Annotated in this window: 18 protein-coding genes and 1 pseudogene; 12 read left to right on the top strand and 7 right to left on the bottom strand. The window is 31.1% G+C overall.

Annotated features, from left to right (window positions below; translation table 11 throughout):
• Positions 1-294 precede the first annotated feature (294 nt).
• The 4 genes and pseudogenes from ACKTTV_RS00230 to ACKTTV_RS00215 form a co-directional block, all read right to left on the bottom strand.
• Positions 295-582, bottom strand: a pseudogene (locus ACKTTV_RS00230) (tRNA uridine-5-carboxymethylaminomethyl(34) synthesis enzyme MnmG); the annotation flags it as partial.
• Positions 583-784: 202 nt separating this feature from the next.
• A complete protein-coding gene (gene mnmG, locus ACKTTV_RS00225; RefSeq protein WP_408028789.1) occupies positions 785-2,662 on the bottom strand; it encodes a tRNA uridine-5-carboxymethylaminomethyl(34) synthesis enzyme MnmG in 1,878 nt (625 codons plus the stop codon).
• 31 nt (positions 2,663-2,693) lie between these two features.
• A complete protein-coding gene (gene ybeY / locus ACKTTV_RS00220; protein WP_408028788.1) occupies positions 2,694-3,110 on the bottom strand; it encodes an rRNA maturation RNase YbeY in 417 nt (138 codons plus the stop codon).
• Positions 3,111-3,162: 52 nt separating this feature from the next.
• Positions 3,163-6,504, bottom strand: a complete 3,342-nt coding sequence (locus ACKTTV_RS00215) for a DUF4175 family protein (protein WP_408028787.1) — start codon at positions 6,502-6,504, stop codon at positions 3,163-3,165.
• Between the two features lie 544 nt (positions 6,505-7,048).
• Here ACKTTV_RS00215 and ACKTTV_RS00210 point away from each other — a divergent pair.
• Both ACKTTV_RS00210 and gltX read left to right on the top strand, forming a co-directional pair.
• Positions 7,049-7,876 (top strand): transporter, encoded by an 828-nt coding sequence (locus ACKTTV_RS00210; protein ID WP_408028786.1) that lies wholly within the window; start codon positions 7,049-7,051, stop codon positions 7,874-7,876.
• A gap of 278 nt (positions 7,877-8,154) precedes the next feature.
• Positions 8,155-9,669 (top strand): glutamate--tRNA ligase, encoded by a 1,515-nt coding sequence (gene gltX / locus ACKTTV_RS00205; RefSeq protein WP_408028785.1) that lies wholly within the window; start codon positions 8,155-8,157, stop codon positions 9,667-9,669.
• A 53-nt stretch (positions 9,670-9,722) separates the two neighbouring features.
• Here the strand turns inward: gltX and ACKTTV_RS00200 are convergent, their stop codons facing one another.
• Entirely contained in the window at positions 9,723-10,307 is a 585-nt protein-coding gene (locus ACKTTV_RS00200; RefSeq protein ID WP_408028784.1) for a transporter family protein, read from the bottom strand.
• A gap of 52 nt (positions 10,308-10,359) precedes the next feature.
• Complete coding sequence (locus ACKTTV_RS00195; protein ID WP_408028783.1) at positions 10,360-10,794, bottom strand: tellurite resistance TerB family protein; 435 nt, start codon at positions 10,792-10,794, stop codon at positions 10,360-10,362.
• A gap of 691 nt (positions 10,795-11,485) precedes the next feature.
• Here ACKTTV_RS00195 and ACKTTV_RS00190 point away from each other — a divergent pair.
• The gene (locus ACKTTV_RS00190) at positions 11,486-11,674 is read left to right on the top strand and encodes a hypothetical protein (RefSeq protein WP_408028782.1); all 189 of its coding nucleotides are present in this window, start codon (positions 11,486-11,488) and stop codon (positions 11,672-11,674) included.
• 128 nt (positions 11,675-11,802) lie between these two features.
• Here ACKTTV_RS00190 and ACKTTV_RS00185 read toward each other — a convergent pair whose 3' ends face one another.
• The gene (locus ACKTTV_RS00185) at positions 11,803-12,672 is read right to left on the bottom strand and encodes a winged helix-turn-helix domain-containing protein (RefSeq protein WP_408028781.1); all 870 of its coding nucleotides are present in this window, start codon (positions 12,670-12,672) and stop codon (positions 11,803-11,805) included.
• 269 nt (positions 12,673-12,941) lie between these two features.
• Between ACKTTV_RS00185 and ACKTTV_RS00180 the strand changes: the two genes are divergently transcribed.
• The 9 genes from ACKTTV_RS00180 (at position 12,942) to ACKTTV_RS00140 (ending at position 21,163) form a co-directional block, all read left to right on the top strand.
• Entirely contained in the window at positions 12,942-13,505 is a 564-nt protein-coding gene (locus ACKTTV_RS00180) for a YceI family protein (protein ID WP_408028780.1), read from the top strand.
• Between the two features lie 15 nt (positions 13,506-13,520).
• The gene (locus ACKTTV_RS00175; protein WP_408028779.1) at positions 13,521-14,108 is read left to right on the top strand and encodes a hypothetical protein; all 588 of its coding nucleotides are present in this window, start codon (positions 13,521-13,523) and stop codon (positions 14,106-14,108) included.
• A 205-nt stretch (positions 14,109-14,313) separates the two neighbouring features.
• Complete coding sequence (locus ACKTTV_RS00170) at positions 14,314-16,719, top strand: aminotransferase class I/II-fold pyridoxal phosphate-dependent enzyme (RefSeq protein WP_408028778.1); 2,406 nt, start codon at positions 14,314-14,316, stop codon at positions 16,717-16,719.
• Positions 16,720-16,858: 139 nt separating this feature from the next.
• The gene (locus ACKTTV_RS00165) at positions 16,859-17,374 is read left to right on the top strand and encodes a YybH family protein (RefSeq protein WP_408028777.1); all 516 of its coding nucleotides are present in this window, start codon (positions 16,859-16,861) and stop codon (positions 17,372-17,374) included.
• 438 nt (positions 17,375-17,812) lie between these two features.
• Positions 17,813-18,604 (top strand): SDR family oxidoreductase, encoded by a 792-nt coding sequence (locus tag ACKTTV_RS00160; protein WP_408028776.1) that lies wholly within the window; start codon positions 17,813-17,815, stop codon positions 18,602-18,604.
• Between the two features lie 13 nt (positions 18,605-18,617).
• Positions 18,618-19,403, top strand: a complete 786-nt coding sequence (locus ACKTTV_RS00155; RefSeq protein WP_408028775.1) for a class I SAM-dependent methyltransferase — start codon at positions 18,618-18,620, stop codon at positions 19,401-19,403.
• Positions 19,404-19,409: 6 nt separating this feature from the next.
• Positions 19,410-20,111 carry a DNA alkylation repair protein gene (locus tag ACKTTV_RS00150; RefSeq protein ID WP_408028774.1) on the top strand — a complete coding sequence of 234 codons (702 nt, stop codon included), beginning with the start codon at positions 19,410-19,412 and terminating at the stop codon, positions 20,109-20,111.
• A gap of 82 nt (positions 20,112-20,193) precedes the next feature.
• Entirely contained in the window at positions 20,194-20,679 is a 486-nt protein-coding gene (locus tag ACKTTV_RS00145; protein WP_408028773.1) for a hypothetical protein, read from the top strand.
• Entirely contained in the window at positions 20,672-21,163 is a 492-nt protein-coding gene (locus tag ACKTTV_RS00140; protein WP_408028772.1) for a MepB family protein, read from the top strand. Before ACKTTV_RS00145 ends, ACKTTV_RS00140 begins: the two co-directional genes overlap by 8 nt.
• Positions 21,164-21,271: the final 108 nt, after the last annotated feature.

The following is a 21,271-nucleotide window of genomic DNA, read 5'->3' as shown; positions in this document are numbered from 1 at the left end:
TTCTTTTCTTTTTCTATATAGCTATAATATTTTAAATGAATTTCTACGTGTTCTATAATTTCTTTGTCTATGTTATTCTAGTCAATAAAGAATTCAGCTTATCTGTGTTTCGCGTTTAATTAAAAGCTAATTGAGGATCTGATGAAACTTTGAATGTCTTCATGGATTGAACGATAGAGGTTATGTGTGCTTTTATTTATTTTACTTATTGACTATCTTAATTCGTTATGTGAAATATTAGGTGTGAAAAAAACGTTCCACATGGAACGTTTTTAAAAAGATATAATTTTGCAGTTATCTACCCATATATACGAGCAGTAATAATGTGTCATTTATAAATATCCCACTAATACAACTGACCTGAGAAACTAATGTCGGTTGTGTTTTACTTAACTTCTCTCTTGCTTCATAAGAAAGAGATTTTACTTTGCTATAATCGAATTTAGAAGGTATTGGAACGTTTTCTAATCTGTTTAGTTTATCTGCATTGTTTTTCTCTTTTTCTATATAGCCAGAATATTTTAAATTAATTTATATGTGTTCTGTAATTTCGTCGTCTATGTTATTCTCGTTAATAAATGATTTAGTTTATGTGTGTTTCGGGAATTATTAAAAGCTAATTGAGGATCTGCTGAAACCTCGTATATTTTCACAAATTGAATGATAGAGGTTATGCATGTTTTGACTTGTTTTACTTATTGACTATCGTAATTTGTTATGTGAAATAATGGGTATAAAAAAAACGTTCCACATGGAACGTTTTTAAAAAGCTGTAATTTTATAGTTATCTACCCATATATACGAGTAGTACTGATATGTCACTTGGAGATACTCCACTTATACGACTGGCTTGAGAAATTGAAGTAGGTTGTATTTTACTTAACTTCTCTCTTGCTTCATAAGAAAGAGATTTTACTTTGCTATAATCGAATTTAGAAGGTATTGGAACGTTTTCTAATCTGTTTAGTTTATCTGCGTTATTCTTCTCTTTTTCTATATATCCAGAATATTTTAAATGAATTTCTACCTGTTCTATAATTTCTTCATCTATATTATTCTCTTCAATAAAAGATTTTAATTTATCAATATTACGATAGTCTTCAAAAACTAATTGAGGGCGTGCAGCGATTTTATATAGCTTCATCGATTGATTAATAGAAGCTAGTTTTTTGTTTTCAAGAATAGGGTTTATTTCTTCTTTTGAAACGCTTAATTCTTTTAGGAAGCTAATTAAACTTTCTGTCTTTTGTTCTTTTTCTACTACCCTATCTAATCTTTCTTGTGAGGCTAATCCTAGTTCAAAAGACTTTTTTGTAAGCCTTAAATCAGCGTTATCTTGCCTTAATAAGGTTCTGTATTCCGCTCTTGAAGTAAACATTCTGTATGGCTCTTCAGTTCCTTTTGTGATTAAATCATCAATCAAAACTCCAATATAAGCCTCACTTCTTTTTAATATAAATGGTTCTTTATTTTGAGTTTTTAGAGCGGCATTTACACCAGCCATTAACCCTTGAGCAGCTGCTTCTTCATAACCTGTTGTTCCATTAATTTGACCAGCAAAGAAGAGATTCTCGATAAGTTTTGTTTCTAAATTATGTTTTAATTGTGTAGGCGGGAAATAATCGTATTCAATAGCGTATCCATATCTAAAGAACTTTACGTTTTCAAAACCAGGGATAGATCGTATAGCTTTATCTTGGATATCCTCAGGCAAAGAGGTAGAGAATCCGTTTACATAAATTTCTACGGTATTCCATCCTTCCGGTTCTACAAAAACTTGGTGTCTTTCTTTCTCAGCGAAACGATTTATTTTGTCCTCTACAGAAGGACAATAACGTGGTCCGGTTGATTTAATTCTACCGTTAAACATTGGTGAACGATCAAATCCCTCACGTAGTAAATCATGTACTTCTGGATTGGTATAGGTTAAATAACAAGAACGTTGTTTTTGCAAGGGTCTTGTAACAGGTAAGTACGAGAACTTTTCAGGATTATCATCACCTGGTTGTTCAGTCATTTTAGAGTAATCTAATGATCTTCCATCAACACGAGGTGGAGTTCCTGTTTTCATTCTTCCGGCTTCAAAACCTTTTTCCATTAGATCTTCTGTAATTCCAGTTGAAGCCCCTTCTCCTGCTCTACCGCCACCAAAAGTTTTTTCTCCAATATGAATCAAACCATTTAAAAAGGTTCCTGCTGTTACAATTACTGTCTTTGCTTTTATATGTAATCCTAATGCGGTTTTAACCCCAGAAATTTGGTTACCTTCGAATAATAATCCGTTTACAGAGTCTTGATAGAAATCTAAATTTTCAGTTTGTTCAAGCATGGTTCTCCAACATTCAGCAAACTGCATTCGATCTGATTGTGCTCTTGGACTCCACATAGCAGGTCCTTTTGATTTATTGAGCATCTTAAACTGAATAGCAGTTTTATCAGTAACAATTGCGCTGTATCCACCCAAAGCATCAATTTCTCTAACGATTTGTCCTTTTGCTATTCCTCCCATAGCTGGATTACAACTCATTTGGGCTATATTTTGCAAATTCATTGTAATTAGCAATGTTTTTGCTCCCATATTAGCACTGGCCGCAGCGGCTTCACTTCCTGCGTGTCCTCCTCCTACTACAATAACGTCGTATATGGTATTATATAAACTCATTTTATAAATTTCAGTTCCACGTGGAACTCGGTTATATTTTATTTAAAATTTCTAAACACTCATTTTCTTTTCCTCTCATCATTTCTTTTTCTTCGTCGGTTTTATCTTTAAAACCTAAGTAATGGAGAACACCATGAATAATCACCCGATGAAGTTCGTTTTCAAAAGGAACATTAAAAAGAGAAGCATTTTCTTTAACACGTTCAATCGATATAAAAATATCTCCGCTAACTTCTTTTCCTAACGAATAATCAAAACTAATGATATCAGTTAAAGTATCATGCTGAAGAAATTCTACGTTGATTTTATGTAAGTAATCATCATCACAAAAAATGTAATTAATCTCTCCCAAAGATCCTTCTTCCTTTTGAATACATTCTTGTATCCAAGAACTGGTGTTTGCTTCGTCGTTTAATTTAAAATCTGTTTCGTAATTAAATTGTATCATTAAAAATATAGTAGTAACAATGTTGTATCTTAAATAATAGTTGCTGTCAAGGTTAATTCTTAGGTGTTTCTTCCTTTTTTGTAGTTGTAAAGTATTGTTTAACCTTTTGTTTGTAATTCTGCTGCAAAGGTAAGGATTGTCTATTTAATATCTCTGTTTGATTGTAAAACAACTCCTTAAACTTTAATTCCTTTTTATTGGTGTTTTTATATTCGTTAATGTTTGTGTTTGATTTTCGTTCTTGTTTTTTACCTTGTTCAAAAGAAGCTTTTTCCAGTTTCAATAGTTCGTATTTTAAAGCTTGCATTCTTTTTAGGTTTTCTTGATTAAAACCATTTTCAAGTATCTTGTTTTCTAATTCTTCCATTTGTTGTAAGGCTTTTTTAGCATTACCATTGCCATCTTTACCATTTTTTATGGCATCTTGGAGTTGTTGACGTAACTGTGATTGTTCTTTGAATATTTTATATAATTCACCATCCATTTGTTCGCCGTTTTCACCTTGTTGACCTTCTCCTTGCTGGCCTTCTTTTTCACCCTTTTCTCCTTTCTCACCCTTTTTTCCTTTACCGTCTTTTGGTTTACCACTTTCACTTTGCTTCATTCCTTCTTTCATTTTTTGCATAATATCATTTTGTTTTTGAATGATATCTGGTAAGCTAAAAGAATCTCCTTTACCACCCTTTCCTTTTCCTTGCCCCATTCCTTGTTGAGGATTTTGCATAGCGTCAAGCGTATCACTTAGCATATCAGCAAGGGTGTTTGCTGAAGTCATTACATATTGTTGGTTGGATACACCAATGGTAATTTTATTGTCGGCTAAGTTGTCTAGAGATTCATCAATGTTGTAATGAGCATTTGCTAATTCTTCTTGAATTTTAGTACTTATACTTGGAACTCTCATTGATAATGCAAATAGGCTATCATCAATATGTTCGAAATATGTTTTTAATTGATACTGCTTTTTGATATTAGTTCCGAAATTTGGATGAGCGGCGTTCGTATTTGAAAACTCATTCATTAAATCTTCTTGATTAAAAGAAAAAGTAACCAAGTTTTCCAGTACTTGACGCAGACTTTCCATGTTTTCTTCTTCCATTTCGGCGCTCATAGATTGCATAGAATTTTGCATACTTTGACTCATTTCTTTCATCTTTTTAGCAGCTTTTTTCTGGTTTTTTTTCGCTTTAGAACTGTTGTTTTGCTCCATATTCTCTAGCGATTTCTTCATTTCTTGCTCAGCTTGCTTCTCCATTTCTTCCATGGATGGAATATCCATTGGTTCTTTCAATTTTTCATTATCTTTTTCGAGCTCATCAATATCTTTTTTCAAATCATCAAATTCCTTATTTAGCTCTTTTTGTTCTTCAGTAGTATTATCCTTTTTAGATAATTCTTCTTGTTTTTCTGAAAGCTCATTAAGTTTTTCAGTAATTTGATTCATCTTTTGCTCGACATAATAACGTTTTGTCATTTCAAGAATACGCTCTAAACTGCGTTCTTTCTGTTTATTTTGTTCAGCCAGTTCCTTTGTTTTCTTAATTAAGTCTTCCTTTTTCAATTTATCAGCAAGCTCTTTTAGTTCATCAAGAAGTTTTTGTTGCTTGTCAATTTTCTTTAATTCTTCAATTCGTTTCTTTAAATTTTCCTTTTTTTCGTTTAAAGTAGGAGTGTTTTCTTCTTTTTCTTCAAAGTTTTCTTGTAGTTTTTCTGTTTGACGTTCCATCATTTGCTTGTATTGCTCTTGACGCTTTATCAAATCTTTTATGTTTTTTTGATCGCTCCAACTTATATTTTTCTTGTTTTGAAGCTCTAATTGTATTTTCTCAAGATCTTTCTTACTGTTTTGTTGCTTTTCAAGAGAGTTTTCAAGCTTGTTTATGTGATCTTTTTGCTCCTTAAGAAGCTCTTCTTTTAATTCGGTTACTGATTTTTGACGATAATAAAACTTCTGACTAACCGCTTTTTTAGCACCATTTACTTGATCGTTATCATACACCTGGAAATACAATTCATAATTGACTTTTTCTTTTAATTTTAAGTTATTTGGAAACTCATGAAAGAAGGTCTGAATAGCTTCTTTGTTTATGTTAATTGTTTGATTATTAATATTTTGAGTATTATTTTCTTCTCCGTAAACTAGTTCTAATTTTGAAATTCCATGATCATCAGAAATTTGTCCAAAAAACTGCGCGTTACCTCTTGAAATACTATCAATATTTGATTGAACATTAATATTTGGGTTTTCGTCTTTTATAACTTGTATGGAAAATTGCAATTGTTCATAATCTTTTAAGTTTTGGTTTGAAGTTGATAATTGATAACTCATTGAGTTAAGAACTCTTTTCTTTAACGAAAACTCATCTTTTGAATCTTTGATAAAATTTGTTCGTTTTTCATTACTTGTAAAGGCAACACTATCTGTTTCAGATGTTTTAACCTTCCAGGTGATGAATGTTCCTTGTGGAACATTGATGTTTCCTAGGTTTTTTATGATTTCATTTTTCTTTCTTAAGTAACCTGGATATCTTAACTCTAAGACAATATTTTGAATCGAAGGAGTATTGATTAGTCTAATTGAATAAGAATTTGATTCCACTTTATTAGCTTTTACGAAAAATGAAATTGGAGTTTGAACATTGTTGAAGGTGTAAGAAAACAATCCATTTCCATCATTATGCATGTAATATTGTTGGTTGTTGAAATGAATTTTTGACTCTTGTGGAACAATTTCTCCTTTAGTTTCAAAGTAAACAGTGATTGATTTACCTTTGATAACACTAAAGTCCGAGTTCGTTGGAATAAAATAAAAAGGAGCTGGTGGTGTATAGGCCTTGCTAGGGTTCATTACACGTTCGAAACTTTGATTAAGTTTAGAGTTTATTCCAGTAAGAAGGCTTATTCCCCATATAAAAAGAGGTATTAATGCATATTTCGCATACTTTAAGTTCGATTTGAAATTAATGGCTTTTGTAAATGGAATTGGTTGTAACTCTTCTGATTTTTGAGAAATACTAGCCAAAAGTAAATCCGATTGCTCAGAATGATTTTTTAACTGTAAAACATTAATTAGTTTGTCTTTTACTTCAGGAAAATGAGCCCCAATAATTCTCGAAGACTCCTCTGTAGAAATACCTTTTTTTAATCCCACTAATTTGAAAATTGGAAAAAGTATAAACCTCACTAATAAGAGAACTTCTACCGATATGAATAACCAAAACAGTAATGTTCTAGCGCTCGTTTTTAACCATAAGAAATGTTCAATAAACAAGGTAACAAAAAGGTAAATTAACCCTAACGATATAAACAATAGAGTACCTTTAATAAGTTCATTGGTATAATATTTCTTACTAAATTGTTGTAATTTTTGTTCTATTTTTTCAAATACTTCCATCGAGTTAATCTTGAAATTTTATTGAGTTATTACCTTTCTTATGTTTGATTTTTCTACTAAATCTTTCGCCTTTACATAACCAACAACTGCAAGGTCTGCCATGCGATCGGTAGCTATAATAATTACCTTCTTTTTCATTAAGACCTAATACTTTAAGTCGTTTTTTGTACTTAAGCATCTTAATTCTAAACCGTTCTCTTTTATTCAATTCCTTAGCTTTTAGTGTTTTGAGTTGTTCAAGTTTTAATAAACAACTATTATTTCCATGATATCAACTGGCCTTTTAGCTCATTTTAATAAGAAAAACCTACTTGATAATATTGTTAATAATTGGTTATCATATAACTTATAAAAATACTACATTTACAGTAAACCATTACAAACAATTTTTTGTAAGCATATCCTACCTACTACTACTAAGAAATAAATAACCTAAAGGCATTGTTTTAATGCTGTTATTCTTTGAATAGAAGATATTATTAATACCTTTAAAATAAGCATTAGTAAGTCTTCAGAATATTAGAAAACCAATAAAAATATACAGATGAAAAACGTAAAAATCATTATTGCACTCCTATTTACAGGAACTTTGTTTGCTCAAAGCCCTTGGACTAAAAAGAAAAATGAAGCATATCTTCAATTATCTTTTTCAAGTATTTCGAACTACACAGAGCTTTTTGGGAATCCAGATTATGGAACCGATAGAGAAATTACAGACAATACTTTACAGCTTTATGCAGAATATGGTGTGTCGGATAAAACTACTTTGTTTGCTAATGTTCCTTTTAAAATGGTGAAATCAGGAAACCCTACTCTTGATGTTGCTATAATTCCTGAAGGATCAGAATCGTCTTTAGGGAATATTCAATTAGGTGTAAAACATAATTTTTACAATAAAAAATGGTTGATTTCTGGACAAGTAGGAGTTGAAGCAAATACTGGTTCATATAACGCTGCAACAGGTCTTCGTACTGGATACGATGCATGGACAATTACCCCTTTAGTACTTGTCGGAAGAGGTTTTAACAATTGGTATATTCAAGCTTTTACTGGAGTAGATATCAGAACTAATGACTATAGTAGTGCCTACAAACTAGGTGGAGAGCTTGGTTATAAAGCCATTGATTGGTTATGGGTAGCTGGGTTTTTAGATGGTGTTGCTTCTTTTCAAAATGGCGAAACTGTAATTCCAACGAGCAATGCTTTAACAGGATTATATGTTAATAATCAGAGTTATGCGGCTTTTGGATTAAAGTTAATTGGAGAAATTAATGACAAGTTTGGTGCAAATGCCGGAATTGGTGGCGCGTTTGGAGGTAGAAATGTTGCTAAAAAACCAGCATTCAGCCTTGGCTTATATTACAAATTATAGATTAAAATAAAGACATACTTTATAAAAGGAGACTTCCATTTGGAGGTCTTTTTTAGTTAAAATCAACAATTGTTATATTACTGAATCTTGGTGTATTCCAATTGGGTAAGCTTATAACCTTTAATAAGTACTTTAAATATCACTTCGTGATACCAGTAATTTCAATTTGTAAATGGTATTAGCAAAAACATGCAATGAGTTCATAAGATAAAGTTATCTTTGCGCCGTCTAAGGAACAATGAGTTCTAAAAACAGATTTTTAAAAGAATTTAATCAAAATGACTGACAACGTAAGAGTACGATTTGCTCCAAGTCCAACAGGACCTCTTCATATGGGGGGAGTAAGAACCGCATTATTCAACTATTTATTTGCAAAAAAGCATAATGGAACTTTCGTGTTGAGAATTGAAGATACTGATCAAACACGCTATGTAGCTAATGCTGAAAAGTATATTATCAATTCATTGGAATGGTGTAATATTCCATTTGATGAAGGCCCAGGTAAAAATGAAAAGTTTGGACCTTATCGTCAGTCGGAACGTAAAGATCTGTACAAACAATATGCTGATGAATTGCTTGCAAGTGGTTGGGCGTATTATGCTTTTGATACAGCTGAAGAATTAGATGCACATAGAAAAAATCACGAAGAAAAAGGAAAGACCTTTATCTATAATTGGCATAATCGTGAGAAGCTTCAAAATTCATTGGCTTTATCTTCTGATGAAGTAAAAGCGAAAATTGAAGCGGGAGAAAAATTTGTAATTCGTTTTAAAACTCCTAAAGATGAAACTTTAGTAATGGAGGACGAAATACGTGGAACAATTTCTGTGAATACAAGTACTTTAGATGATAAAGTATTGTTTAAGTCTGATGGAATGCCAACGTATCATTTAGCGAATATTGTTGATGATCACTTAATGCAAATTTCACATGTAATTCGCGGTGAAGAGTGGTTACCTTCTCTCCCACTCCATGTGTTGCTCTATAGAGCTTTTGGATGGGATGCTCCTAAATTTGCGCATTTACCTTTAATTTTAAAACCAGTTGGTAAAGGAAAGTTAAGTAAAAGAGATGGTGATAAACTAGGTTTTCCAGTATTCCCGCTAGAATATCTTAATGAAGCTACAGGTGATGTTTCAAGAGGATATAAAGAAGATGGATATTTTTCTGACGCTTTTATAAACATGTTAGCCTTTTTAGGTTGGAATCCAGGAACGGAAAGAGAGCTGTTTACTTTAAAAGAGTTGACAGAAGTTTTTGATTTGAAACGAGTAAGTAAATCGGGAGCGAAATTTAGCCCTGAAAAAACAAAGTGGTTTAACCAGCAATACATGCAATTAAAATCAGATAGCGAGTTATCTGGTGCATTTGCATTAATATTAGCTAAAAAGGGCTTAAAAATCGAAAACAGCTATATTGAAAAGGTTGTTTCTTTAGTGAAAGAAAGAGCTGTATTCGTTTCAGATTTTTGGGATTTAGCGAGCTTTTTCTTTGAAAACCCATCTGAGTATGAAGCAAAAGCAGTAAAAAAGCAGTGGAAAGAAACTACTCCGGATTTAATGAAAGAACTTATTTCTGTTATTGAAGGGATAGAAACGTTTGAATCAGAAAATATTGAAACGATTGTAAAAGCTTGGATAACTGAAAAAGAAGTTGGTTTTGGTAAGGTAATGCAACCATTACGTTTAAGTTTGGTTGGTGCTTTAAAAGGACCACATTTATTTGATATTATCGAAATGGTTGGTAAAGAAGCTACCATTCAACGACTTAATAATGCAATAAGTAATTTATAATAATAAAAAAAGCGGCCTAAAAGCCGCTTTTTTTTGTAGTGTAAGTTAAATATTTAGAAACACAACCCACCTGAGGTGGTCGCATGATTTCCACTTTTAAATAAATTGAACCAATCCAGTCTAAAAATAATACTTAAGGTTCCTTGAACATGAGAGCGCATGCTTTCATATCCTTCAAATGAATGTTTGTAATAAATTTGTGGATTTATTCCGACTCTGTTAGAGATCCAATAAATTCCCCCAGCACCAAAATTTAAGGTAGGAGTCATTTTTCTTTCTGAATCTACCACACTTCCTCCAGCAAATATATATGGAGCAAACCTTTCTAAAACGGCGTCAAAATTATAACGTACCGATCCATCTATTGAAAAATAAGAGGCTGAATTCTTTATAAAACCAACATCTTCAATGGTATTGAATGAAACCGCTCCATCAATAGAAAAGCGATCACCAACAGGCATTGTTATGTTAAAACGTGGAACCTGAAAAATAGTTGCATCACCAATAAAAGTCGCATCATCAGCACTGAATCTAGTAATACCTGCACCAAAACCTATTTGCCAAGAATCATTTAGGTTTTGTCCTAATATAGAACTAGTTATTAGTAATAAAACGGCAACAAAGAAACTTTTTCTCATAAATCCGGGGGTTTATTTATAGTATAACTAATAAATTATGAAATTAGTATAATTAGTCCAAATTCACTCGCTTAATAGCATTGGTAAAGTCCTCTAAATCATTGTCGTTTAGAACTAAATGAATCGCTTCATCACATACTTTTTCAACATTGTCTAATGGAAATTGTAAAGCCACAGCAATTTTATTTAGAATATCTACTTCCTCTCTGTCAACTTCTTCATCAGCAAAGATCATTTTTGTTAGTCTATACAAACGCTCAATTCTATCATCGTAGCTGGCTGGTGGATTTACGAGGTATTTTTCTGGGTTTTTTAGTATTTTCTCATATTCATCACTACTGATATTTAGCTTTTTTGCCGCTCTATCAAGTAACTTTTGTTCTCCTTCAGTAATAACGTTATCTATTTTTGCAATTTTTACGATGCTTGCAAAATGACCGATTTCTTGTAAATGTTTTCCGCTAGAATATAAATCTGATATTGACATAAAATTATGTTGTTAAATTGTTATTCTCAATTTTAGATACAAAGTTAGTGAAAAAAGTCACCGACCTGCTTTTCAATACTAAAAGCTGGAGCCATATTTTTTTGAGATTTTGCTAAAAAAAAATTATGACACCTCATACTCCATTTTTGATTCAAATTCAGTTTGAACGACCTGTTTTTTTTATTTATCTAACAATTTTTTTACTGAAAAACCTGTATTTTTTTTTCTTATTACGAAGCTTTGTTTAAATAAAAAATATCGATTTTTTTGACTTTTTTAAATAGTGATTTTAACGGTTTTTAAAAACACATAAGGTGATTTGTTTAGTGATATGATAAACCTGTTTAAAAACAATATTAAAATCGAAATTTCATTTTTTGAAGACAAAAACTTAGAAAAGGGCATGTTTTTCTGGTTTTACAGCTTTTTTTTAATCAGCTTCAGAAATTTTGAAATAAGATTTTGCAACTTCATGGTATTCTTTAAAAAAAAGCACCAAAGAAAATTTACTAGATTTTTACGAGAACCATTTTAAGCTTTTCAAAATTATAGATTTGTTTATTGCTACATACTTAAATTACATATTTTAATTGTTTGGGTTCAATTTTACATTACTTCCCTGCATTTAGGAAATAGATAACTTTAGTAATGGATGCCTATTTATTTTTGATAAACAATAAATATATGTACTATGTTAAAAAATATTTCAAATTTAGGATCTATACTAGATAAATCAGAACAACAAACAGTTAATGGAGGAATGCTTTCATCGGGAAGATGTTATAGATATTATTTTGCAAGTTATGATGATCGCTGCGCTGTACCTGTAAATGGAAATACTGTTTTTGGAACAATAGTTAATGGTAAATGTTGTATATAATTTTTGACCAATTAATGTTTAATTAAAGGTTTTTCGAAGCTCTATTTTCGTAGAACCTTTTTTCTTTTGAAAGATTGTACGCTATAAAAGTTATCTCAATTGATAAGCAATATTTTTACGGTAATTATTTAGCTTTTAGTTACTTCAAGCTTATAACCTACTCCATGAACATTGATAATTTTCAATGCTGAATCTTGTTTTAGCTTCTTTCTTAATTTTGAAACGTAAGTATCTAAACTTCTTCCTACGAAAACACCATTATCTTCCCATACTTTTTTGGAAAGTTCTTCTCTTTTTATAATTTCATTTTGAGCAGCGGCGAAAATACTTAGTATTTCGCACTCTTTATTTGAAAGCATAATTTCTTCAGAATCAAATATTAATTTACTTTGATCTGGGTGTAGCCAATAATTTCCAATTTGAATTTTTGAAGGATTTTCTTCCAGTTTACCTGAATTATTTTTCTTCCTAAAATAGACTTCTGAAAGTAATAATAACAGGACTACTAAAAAGCCAAACCAATAAAAAGAACTCCTTAAAAGCTTTGGTGATGAGCCAGTAAATTTAACCTGAATTTTATAGCAATTTTTGGGTAAAACCCTTCCTAAGCAAGGCACAATACTTTTTTTATTGGTTTCTTTCATTTCATAGCTATATACAACATCATCAATAATGCATTCTAAAACAGCAACTCTGTAAAACTTAGAAAGGTCGGATTTTTTAAAGCTTTTTTTAATTTCACTAACCAAAAAACCAGGCTCAATTTCTAGTCCTTTTTCAAAAGAAACCTCATAAATATTGGGTTTTATTTCTTTTACAGGTAATACTAGTGAAGTACTATCATTATTTGATAATAATAAATTATTTCCGACTTCACGAAGCCCAATTTTTACACGTTCAATAAAGTCAGAATTGTCCTGATTAAAGCTTGAAAAAACACCACCTAAAAAAAGAAGGATTGCTAAACTACCATATATATAAAACCGTTTGCTACTCATAAATTATTACAGAGGAAATTACAAAAAAATTACAAATGTCTGAATTGAAGAATCGATTTTCGAAATCGACTTTATAGATTGAAGTCGCAAGACATTCAAATGAAACTATTTTAAAAAAATTAGACACAAGTGTAGTTACTTTTTATTCTTATTTAGTAAGTAAAGTTCCGATATTTTTCTCAGATTTTACAAGGGGTTGCACTTCTTTGACACTTTTTTGACACTTTTCAAAACTCTCTCTATTAGATTCGCTTCAAAATGTATTACTTATGAGAAAAATTAGCATAACACTTATTTGTTTTTTAAACATTATATATAGTTTAAAAGCACAAGAAAAACTCCCTATTAACTTAAAAAAAAGCAGTATTCAATGGATAGGTGAATACACCTTTTATTTTGGAGGCCATGAAGGAACTATCAATTTTATTGACGGTCATTTTATTAAAAATAATGAGAAAATAACAGGTGGTGAATTTACTATTGATATGAATTCATTGAAAAGCACTGATATTGACAATGAAAAAGCACGTAAAAACTTAGATGATCATTTAAAAGATCCAGACTTTTTCGATGTGAAAAAATATCCAAAAGCTTATTTGATCATTACTAAAGTAGATTATTACGAAAATAACACTGTTAGGATAGAGGCCGATTTTACAATAAAAGAAATTACAAAATCGATTAACTTTAGAGCTACACTAGATTATAAAAATCAAACACTTAAAACAAAGTTTAAAATTGATAGAAGACGTTGGAATGTTAATTACACTAGCAAAATGAGAGATGGAGCTATTTCTGACGCCATTGGGTTTATTGTTGAAATCGGATTATAAAACAAAATTAAAAAGATGATATTAAGAAAGTTTTTAGTTGTAATGTTGGTTGTTTCAGTGAATATGTTTTCGCAAACAGAAGTGGATGATATTTTGGTAGCGGATTCTACTTGGACAAAAGAAAAGATTAGATTACCGTTCCATTTTGCGCCAGAAATTAAGTACGAAGGTTATGAAGATATTCGCTTTGCTAAAGGTTGGGGAAATATTGAAAGTCCTGAGTTTTGGACCTATACTTTTGTTTGGAATATTAACTTAAAAGAACGACCAAAACCAGTTTTTTTTGAAGAGAATTTGATGTTTTATTTTGATGGGTTAATGAACCTTGTGAATAAGGAAAAAGAAAAAATTATACCAAAAACACAGGTGAAAATTTATTCAAGAAAAGAAAAAAATAAAACCAATTTTTATCGAGGAACTTTGGTTTTACACGATTCTTTTAAAACCAAAAATACAATCTTACTCTATGTTGATATTGAGAGTAAGCTCTGCAAAAAAACAAAAAATTATATCTGTTTATTTCGATTTTCACGTCAACCTTTCCAACATTCTACATGGAAAAAATTAAATAAAGTAAAAATAAAAAAGAATTTCTGTAATTAGAGTTGGTTCATTTTCAGCCTATTTAAAAACAAGTACCATTTTACTTCAATTTTTTTCTCTTATTTAAATAAACTTTTTAAACAATTCAAGGTCTAAGAGCCAAATACCTTATTGGATATGTATACTGTATAGCTAATATCCAATAAGGTTTTTGCGATGTTTCAGCTGACATCATGTAACCTAAACTTAAACATAAAAACATATTATGATTGAAACCTTGGATCAAATAATTGAAGATGGTTTTAGAAGAAACTTGGTGCATAATTACACCTCAAACCAAAAAAAAACAGATGATAATGCTGTGGTAATAGGAAACAAGAAACTGATAAATTTTGGATCCTGTAGTTACTTATCATTAGAAAATGAACAAGAACTTAAAAATGGAGTTGTCAACTCTGTATTAGAACACGGAACTCAATTTTCATCCTCTCGTACCTATTTGTCAATAGGTTTATATAAGGAATTAGAAGGATTGATGGAAAAGATTTATAAGAGTCCATGTATTGTAACTGCTAGCACTACTTTAGGGCATTTGGCTACAATTCCGGTAATTGTTGGAAATAATGATGCTGTTATTTTAGACTTACAAGTGCATTCAAGCGTGCAAATGGCAGTAAAATTATTGAAAGAAAGAAGAATTCCTGTATACATTGTGAAACATAATTGCATGGAATCTTTGGAAACTAAAATAAAAGCCTTAAACAATAAGTTTGACAAGATTTGGTACTTCGCTGATGGAGTTTATTCAATGTATGGTGATTTTACTCCATTTGATGAACTTAAAAGGTTATTAAATACTTACAATAAGTTCCATGTGTATATTGATGATGCACATGGTGTAAGTTGGTATGGAGAGAATGGATGCGGAGTTGCTAAAAGCGAAATGGGGTATCACGAAAAGATGTACCTCACTGTTTCCTTAAACAAATCCTTTGCTGCCGCTGGTGGATGTATGGTTCTTCCAAATGAAGAAATTGCCAGAAAAGTTCGAAATTGTGGCTCAACGTATATCTTTTCTGGACCAATTCAACCACCAATGTTAGGAGCGGCAATTGCTTCAGCAAAGCTCCATTTATCTGATGAAATCATTAAAAAACAGAAGTATCTGAAAGAGTTGATAGATTATACGAATGATAAATTAGATGCATTGAACTTTCCGCAGTATCAAAAAACGGATAGCCCATTATTTTTTATTCCAGCAGGATTGCCCAAAATAGCCTATGAAGCAGTGAATAAAATGAAAGCTGAAGGTTTCTTTTTTAATGTAGCCTCATTTCCTGCGGTTCCAATGAAAAAGAGCGGATTACGTTTTATGGTAAATAGCTCGTTAACTAAGGAAAACATTGACGACATGTTGGAGTTACTTCAATATAAATATTTGGAAGCGCTAAAAGAAAATAATAGTAATTGTGAGAAAGTAGCGAAAACATTTAAACTTCCAGAATTTAAATTGAGTGCAGCTATTTCTGAAAATTCTATTTCTGAAAAAGAAGAACTTCAAGTGACTTTAAGCTCATCAATATTAGAAGAGTCAAGAGAAGATTGGAATACTATTTTTAAGGGAAATGGAACCTTAAATTATGATAATATTGCGTTGGTAGAAAAAACATTTTCCAACAACGAAAAAGAAGAAGATAATTGGTTTTTTAAGTATGTTGATATTAAAAATAATTCAGGGAAAACCATTTTGAAAACTTTTTTTACGGTTGCTTTAACAAAAGACGATATGTTTTCTCCTGCTTATGTTTCGGAAAAAGTTGAAAAAGAAAGGGAAGAAAACTCCCCATACTTTTTAACCTCAAAAACCATAATTACGGGTTCATTAATAACCAAGGGAAACCATGTTTTTATTGATCAAGAAGACCCATCTTGGTCTTTAGCTTTGGAAAAATTGGTGGAAATTTTGAATTCAGCAACAATGGAATACCAGGCAAGTAAAATTATGATACGTGATTTTTATGGACCGCAAAACTCAGAGTTTGAAACAAAAATGCTAGAACTTGGTTTTACGAAGTTTCAATTACCTGATAACTTATTGATAAACGAGTTTTCATGGAATAATCAAGATGAATATTTAAAGAAGTTGCCTCAAAAGTATCGATATAATGTTAGAAAAGAAGTATTAAAATTTGAAGATAAATTTATAGTTGAGTATCGAAAACCTAGTACAAAAGAAGAGCTACTAACACAGTATAATTTATACGAACAGGTTTTTGAAAAGTCATATACTTTAAATGTTTTTAAGCTTCCACTAAGCTTTTTTCAGGCAATGGCGACGAATGCTGATTACGATTTTATTCAGTTATACTTAAAACCAAAAGAAGAAGGAGAAAAACCAAAACTTGTAGGAGTTATGTTTAGTTTTATTCACAACGATTTATACAATGCTATGATTGTTGGTTTAGATTATCAACACGTGTATGAGGTTAATGCCTATAAACAAATACTCTACAGAACACTTGAAAGAGCCCAACAAAAGGGGTGTACAAAACTTGATTTTGGATTTACTGCCGATTTAGAGAAAAAGAAACTAGGAGCTCATCCGATAGAAGTGTATGCCTATATTCAAGCGATAGAACATTTTAGTCATTCGCTTCTTCAGAATATATAATAAATACTAAGGTTTTTCGGATAAACCTTGAGCTAACTTATTGGAAATAATACTATTTATGAGCGAAAGTTTTATTCGTAAATAGTATAAACCAAGGGTTTAAAAAAATCAGTAACTTGTATGCAGCTAAATTTTACTCATGAAAACTATATACTCGTTACTGATTATTTTTATTTCGGTTACTTCTATTTTCTCTCAAACAAAGTTAGAGAGTACTGAAATTACTAAAGAAATTGACCAACAAGTTTGGTTTCCTTTTATAAAAGCCTACAATTCTAGGGATTGGAAAGCATTTAACGACTTACAAACAAATGATGTTTTAAGGGTGAACTCCTATGCAATGCGAATAGGAAGTGAGTACAAAGAAAAAATTAAGGAGAGTTTTCAAAGACCTGTTTCTAATGTGGAACAAATTGAGTTTAGTTTTCTTGAAAGAATGCATAAAGACAATACTGCTTATGAAATAGGGTATTACAAAGTGACTTACAAGAAGAAAAACCCAAAATTTAAAACACATTTTGGAATGTTTCACGTGGTACTTAAAAAAGTAAATGGCGTTTGGTTAATTGCACAAGATTGGGATGGAAGTTCAGTAAATGGAAAGCCAATTACTCAAGAAGATTTTGATAGAGGTCAATATTTGACGAAACAATAATATGTGAATTTTAGGCGGTACTTCAAATGCTTTTTCTATCAGTTCATTAGTAGAAGAGAAAGCTTTTACTAGTATGAAAAACCTTTGAAATTATAGGTGCAAAAGAATAAGTTTTACGATTAAGAGGTTTGGATTCGTCTAAAATGATAAGAAAAGTTACATTTTAGATTCTACAAATGTTGCCGAAAATTTGAATTATTCTTCCAACAAATACCTTTAAAAAGTACATTGGTATAGTTTGTAACCATAAATTGTTTTGTTTTCAATACATTAGATGAAATATTTACTACTCAATTACCAGGTGGTATTAGTTGAGAGTGATAATGAACTGCCCCAATACAAACATGCAGGGTATGTGTTGGTTTCATAATTTTATATTTCGAGACAAACCTTTCGGAATTAAACCCTTGGCTATCGCCCTGCGATTAAAACAAAGAAATGATGAATAATCAAGTTATTTGGATTACCGGCGCTTCCTCTGGAATAGGGAAATCATTAGCCATCGCTTATTCAAAAAAAGATGTTAAGCTGATTCTCTCATCCAGAAACGAAAAAGCCCTGAATGAAGTTCGATTACAATGCGAAAAACCTGAGAACGTGAAAATATTACCTCTTGATTTGGAGCAATATGAAACCTTGGAAGCCAAAACATCTGACGCAATTAAATTATTTGGTAAAGTAGATGTTTTAGTTAATAACGGAGGTGTTAGTCAACGTTCATTGATAGAAGAAACATCTTTGGAAGTAGATCGGAGAATTATGGTAATTAATTACTTAGGAAACATTGCTCTAACAAAAGCATTATTACCTCATTTTATAAAGAATAAAAAAGGGCATTTTGTTGTCACTTCTAGTGTAGTAGGAAAATTCGGAACCCCTTTACGTTCAAGTTATTCTGCAAGCAAGCATGCGTTGCATGGTTTCTATGATGCATTAAGAGCCGAACATTTTAAGGATAATATTTCAGTCTCTCTAATTTGCCCAGGTTTTGTAGCTACTGAAGTTTCCAAAAATGCATTAGTTGGAGATGGTTCTAAACAAGGAATTATGGATGCTTCTACTGAGAAAGGAATGCATCCTGATCGGTTTGCAAAATTGATGATTAAAGCTATTAAAAATAAAAAGCCAGAAGTGTATATTGGCGGGGCAAAAGAAAAAGCTGGAGTATATGCCAGAAGGTATTTACCTGCTTTGTATTATCGTTTAGTTAGAAAATGGAGTGTTACTTAAATCGAAAAGGAATATGCAAGTAAAGTATGATAAAATAGGTGTAAATTATAATGAAACGCGAAAGGCTGATAAATTTCTTACTGAAAGATTAATTCATCATTTAAAACCGGTGAACTACGAATTGTATTTGGATATCGGTTGTGGAACGGGAAATTATACCAGTGAACTTCAAACAAAAGGTATGAACCTCATTGGAATTGATCCTTCTGAACAAATGTTAAGCAAAGCAAAAAGTCTGAACGATAATGTTGATTGGAGAGTAGGATCTTCAGAAAAGACTGGGCTTTCTGAAAACTCAATAGATGGTATTGTCGCTACATTAACCATTCATCATTGGTCGGATTTAGAGAGTGGATTTAAAGAGTTAAGTAAGATTTTAAAAACTAATGGACGTATTGTGATTTTTACTTCAACTCCTGAACAAATGAAAGGCTATTGGTTGAATCATTATTTTCCAAAAATGCTATCTAACTCCATAAATCAAATGCCTTCATTGGAGGGTGTTAAAGATGCTATGGGAAAGAATAATATAAGTTTAGAAAAAACAGAAAAGTATTTTATACGTCCTGATTTACAAGATCAGTTTTTGTATTGCGGAAAAGATTTTCCAGACTTGTATTTTGATGAGCAAATTCGAGAAGGTATTTCTTCATTTTCTTCTTTGGCCAATCAAAAAGAGGTTAATGAAGGCTTATTAAAACTAAAGGAAGACGTTAAAAGTGGTCGTATTAATGAGATTATGAATTTGTACAAAAATGATTTGGGTGACTATCTCTATATTGTTGGTAAAAATGAATAAGTCCAGATGACCTACGAAGAAATTATAGAACGATTGTATGAGCTTCAGGATGAAGATAAAATAACATTTAAAAAGCAAAAATTTGGAGTTATTGCCAATAATTCACTTGGAATTTATCACAAAGATTTAAAAGAGTTGGCAAAAGAAATAGGGCGAAACAACATGTTGGCTATAAAGCTTTTTGATAGTGGAATTTATGAAGCGCGACTTTTATGTAGTAAAATATTTAGCCCTAAAAGTATCACTGAAGATTTAATGGAAAAGTGGGTGAAAACTTTTGAAAATTGGGAAATTTGTGACAGTTTTTGCATGGGAATTTTTGCGAAAAGCGATTTAGCTTTATTGAAGTTATTGGAATGGACAGAGCGAAAACCAGAGTTTGAAAAAAGAGCGGGTTTTGCAATTATGGCAGCCTATTGTATGGCTGATAAAAAATCAGATAATGAATTATTTGAACAGTTTTTTCCTATTCTCAAAAGAGAAGCAAATGACGAACGATTATACGTAAAAAAGGCGGTAAACTGGGCTCTTAGGAATATTGGTAAACGAAATATCGATTTGAATAAAAGAGCCATTGAAGTTGCTGAGGAAATCGTAGAGTTTGAAAGTGCTTCAGCCAAGTGGATTGCTAAAAATGCACTAACAGAATTGCGAAAGAAAAACAAAAGAATGTCTGACTATCCCAGAGCTATTTATAGAAAGAAATAAAAATGATAGCTTAGTAAGGTATTACATGTTATTTTTGGGCTTCTTGAATTGATATTTAGAAATTACTTCCTAAATAAAGGCTATGATAAAATCACATGAGTACCTAGAGAATCGAATCAAATGGAGAGTGCGAAAGAATAATGCTCTTTGTTCAAAAGTTTTGTTTTTTGAGACTCTGGAAAAATCGAAAAAGCAAGAGTTAACGACATTGCTAGCATTTCAAAACATAGGGGTTCCAGTAGTATATTTTAAGGGAAGGAATAAAAACTGGACGATTATTGGTACACAAAAAATTGCTTGTGGAAATGATATATTTGCTGATAGTATTTCTTATGAGAATATTAAAAATTGGACTCCCTATGATTATCCTCTAGATGAACCGAAAACAACAATTGAATATTTAAAAGCACGATATTTTGGTTATTTAAAAAGGTTTCAGCATAAAATAATAATAGAAGAAAAAAATGGAAGAAGATTAATATTTTATGGACCACGAGGCTGGAAGATTTACGACATACCGAATATAATTTACATGATGCAGAGACTGACTAAAAATAACTATGAATAAGAACCTTACTTACCTTAAAAAAGAACTTTTTGATAAGCAAAATTTAGAATTTACTAATTACAACGAAGAGAGTGAAAGCCAAGAATATGATGCTTGTCAGTTTGAATTAAATAAAAAACAGGTGATAAGTAGAACCTCGAAAATTACACCAAAGAAAATCGGGCAATTTGTAACCTTTTGGAAGCGCGATTATAACGGTCCAATAGCACCATTTTCTGAGTTGGATGCTTTTGATTATTTTATGATATCTTCAATATGGGATAAACGTTTTGGGCTGTTTGTTTTTCCTAGAGATATTTTAATAAAAAAGGGAATTATATCTACAACAAACAAAGAAGGAAAAAGAGGTTTTCGAATATATCCTTCTTGGGATGAGGTACAAAGTAAACAAGCCGAAAGAACTCAAAAATGGCAATTGAATTATTTTTATTCAATTAATAATGCGGAAGATTTAATAAAGCTAAATCACTTGTTTTTGGGTTGATTTCTTCGATAAAAGTCAATTCGTTATGATGTCATTGTGAAGGATGAAATGTTAAAGCGATTTACAAATTAGAGAATACTTTAAAGGAAAAGAGTTTACCTTGTATAG

It is taken from the genome of Tenacibaculum xiamenense, from assembly GCF_964513065.1.
GTDB classification, from domain to species: domain Bacteria; phylum Bacteroidota; class Bacteroidia; order Flavobacteriales; family Flavobacteriaceae; genus Polaribacter; species Polaribacter xiamenense.
This window is presented reverse-complemented; position numbering and strand designations above follow the sequence as displayed.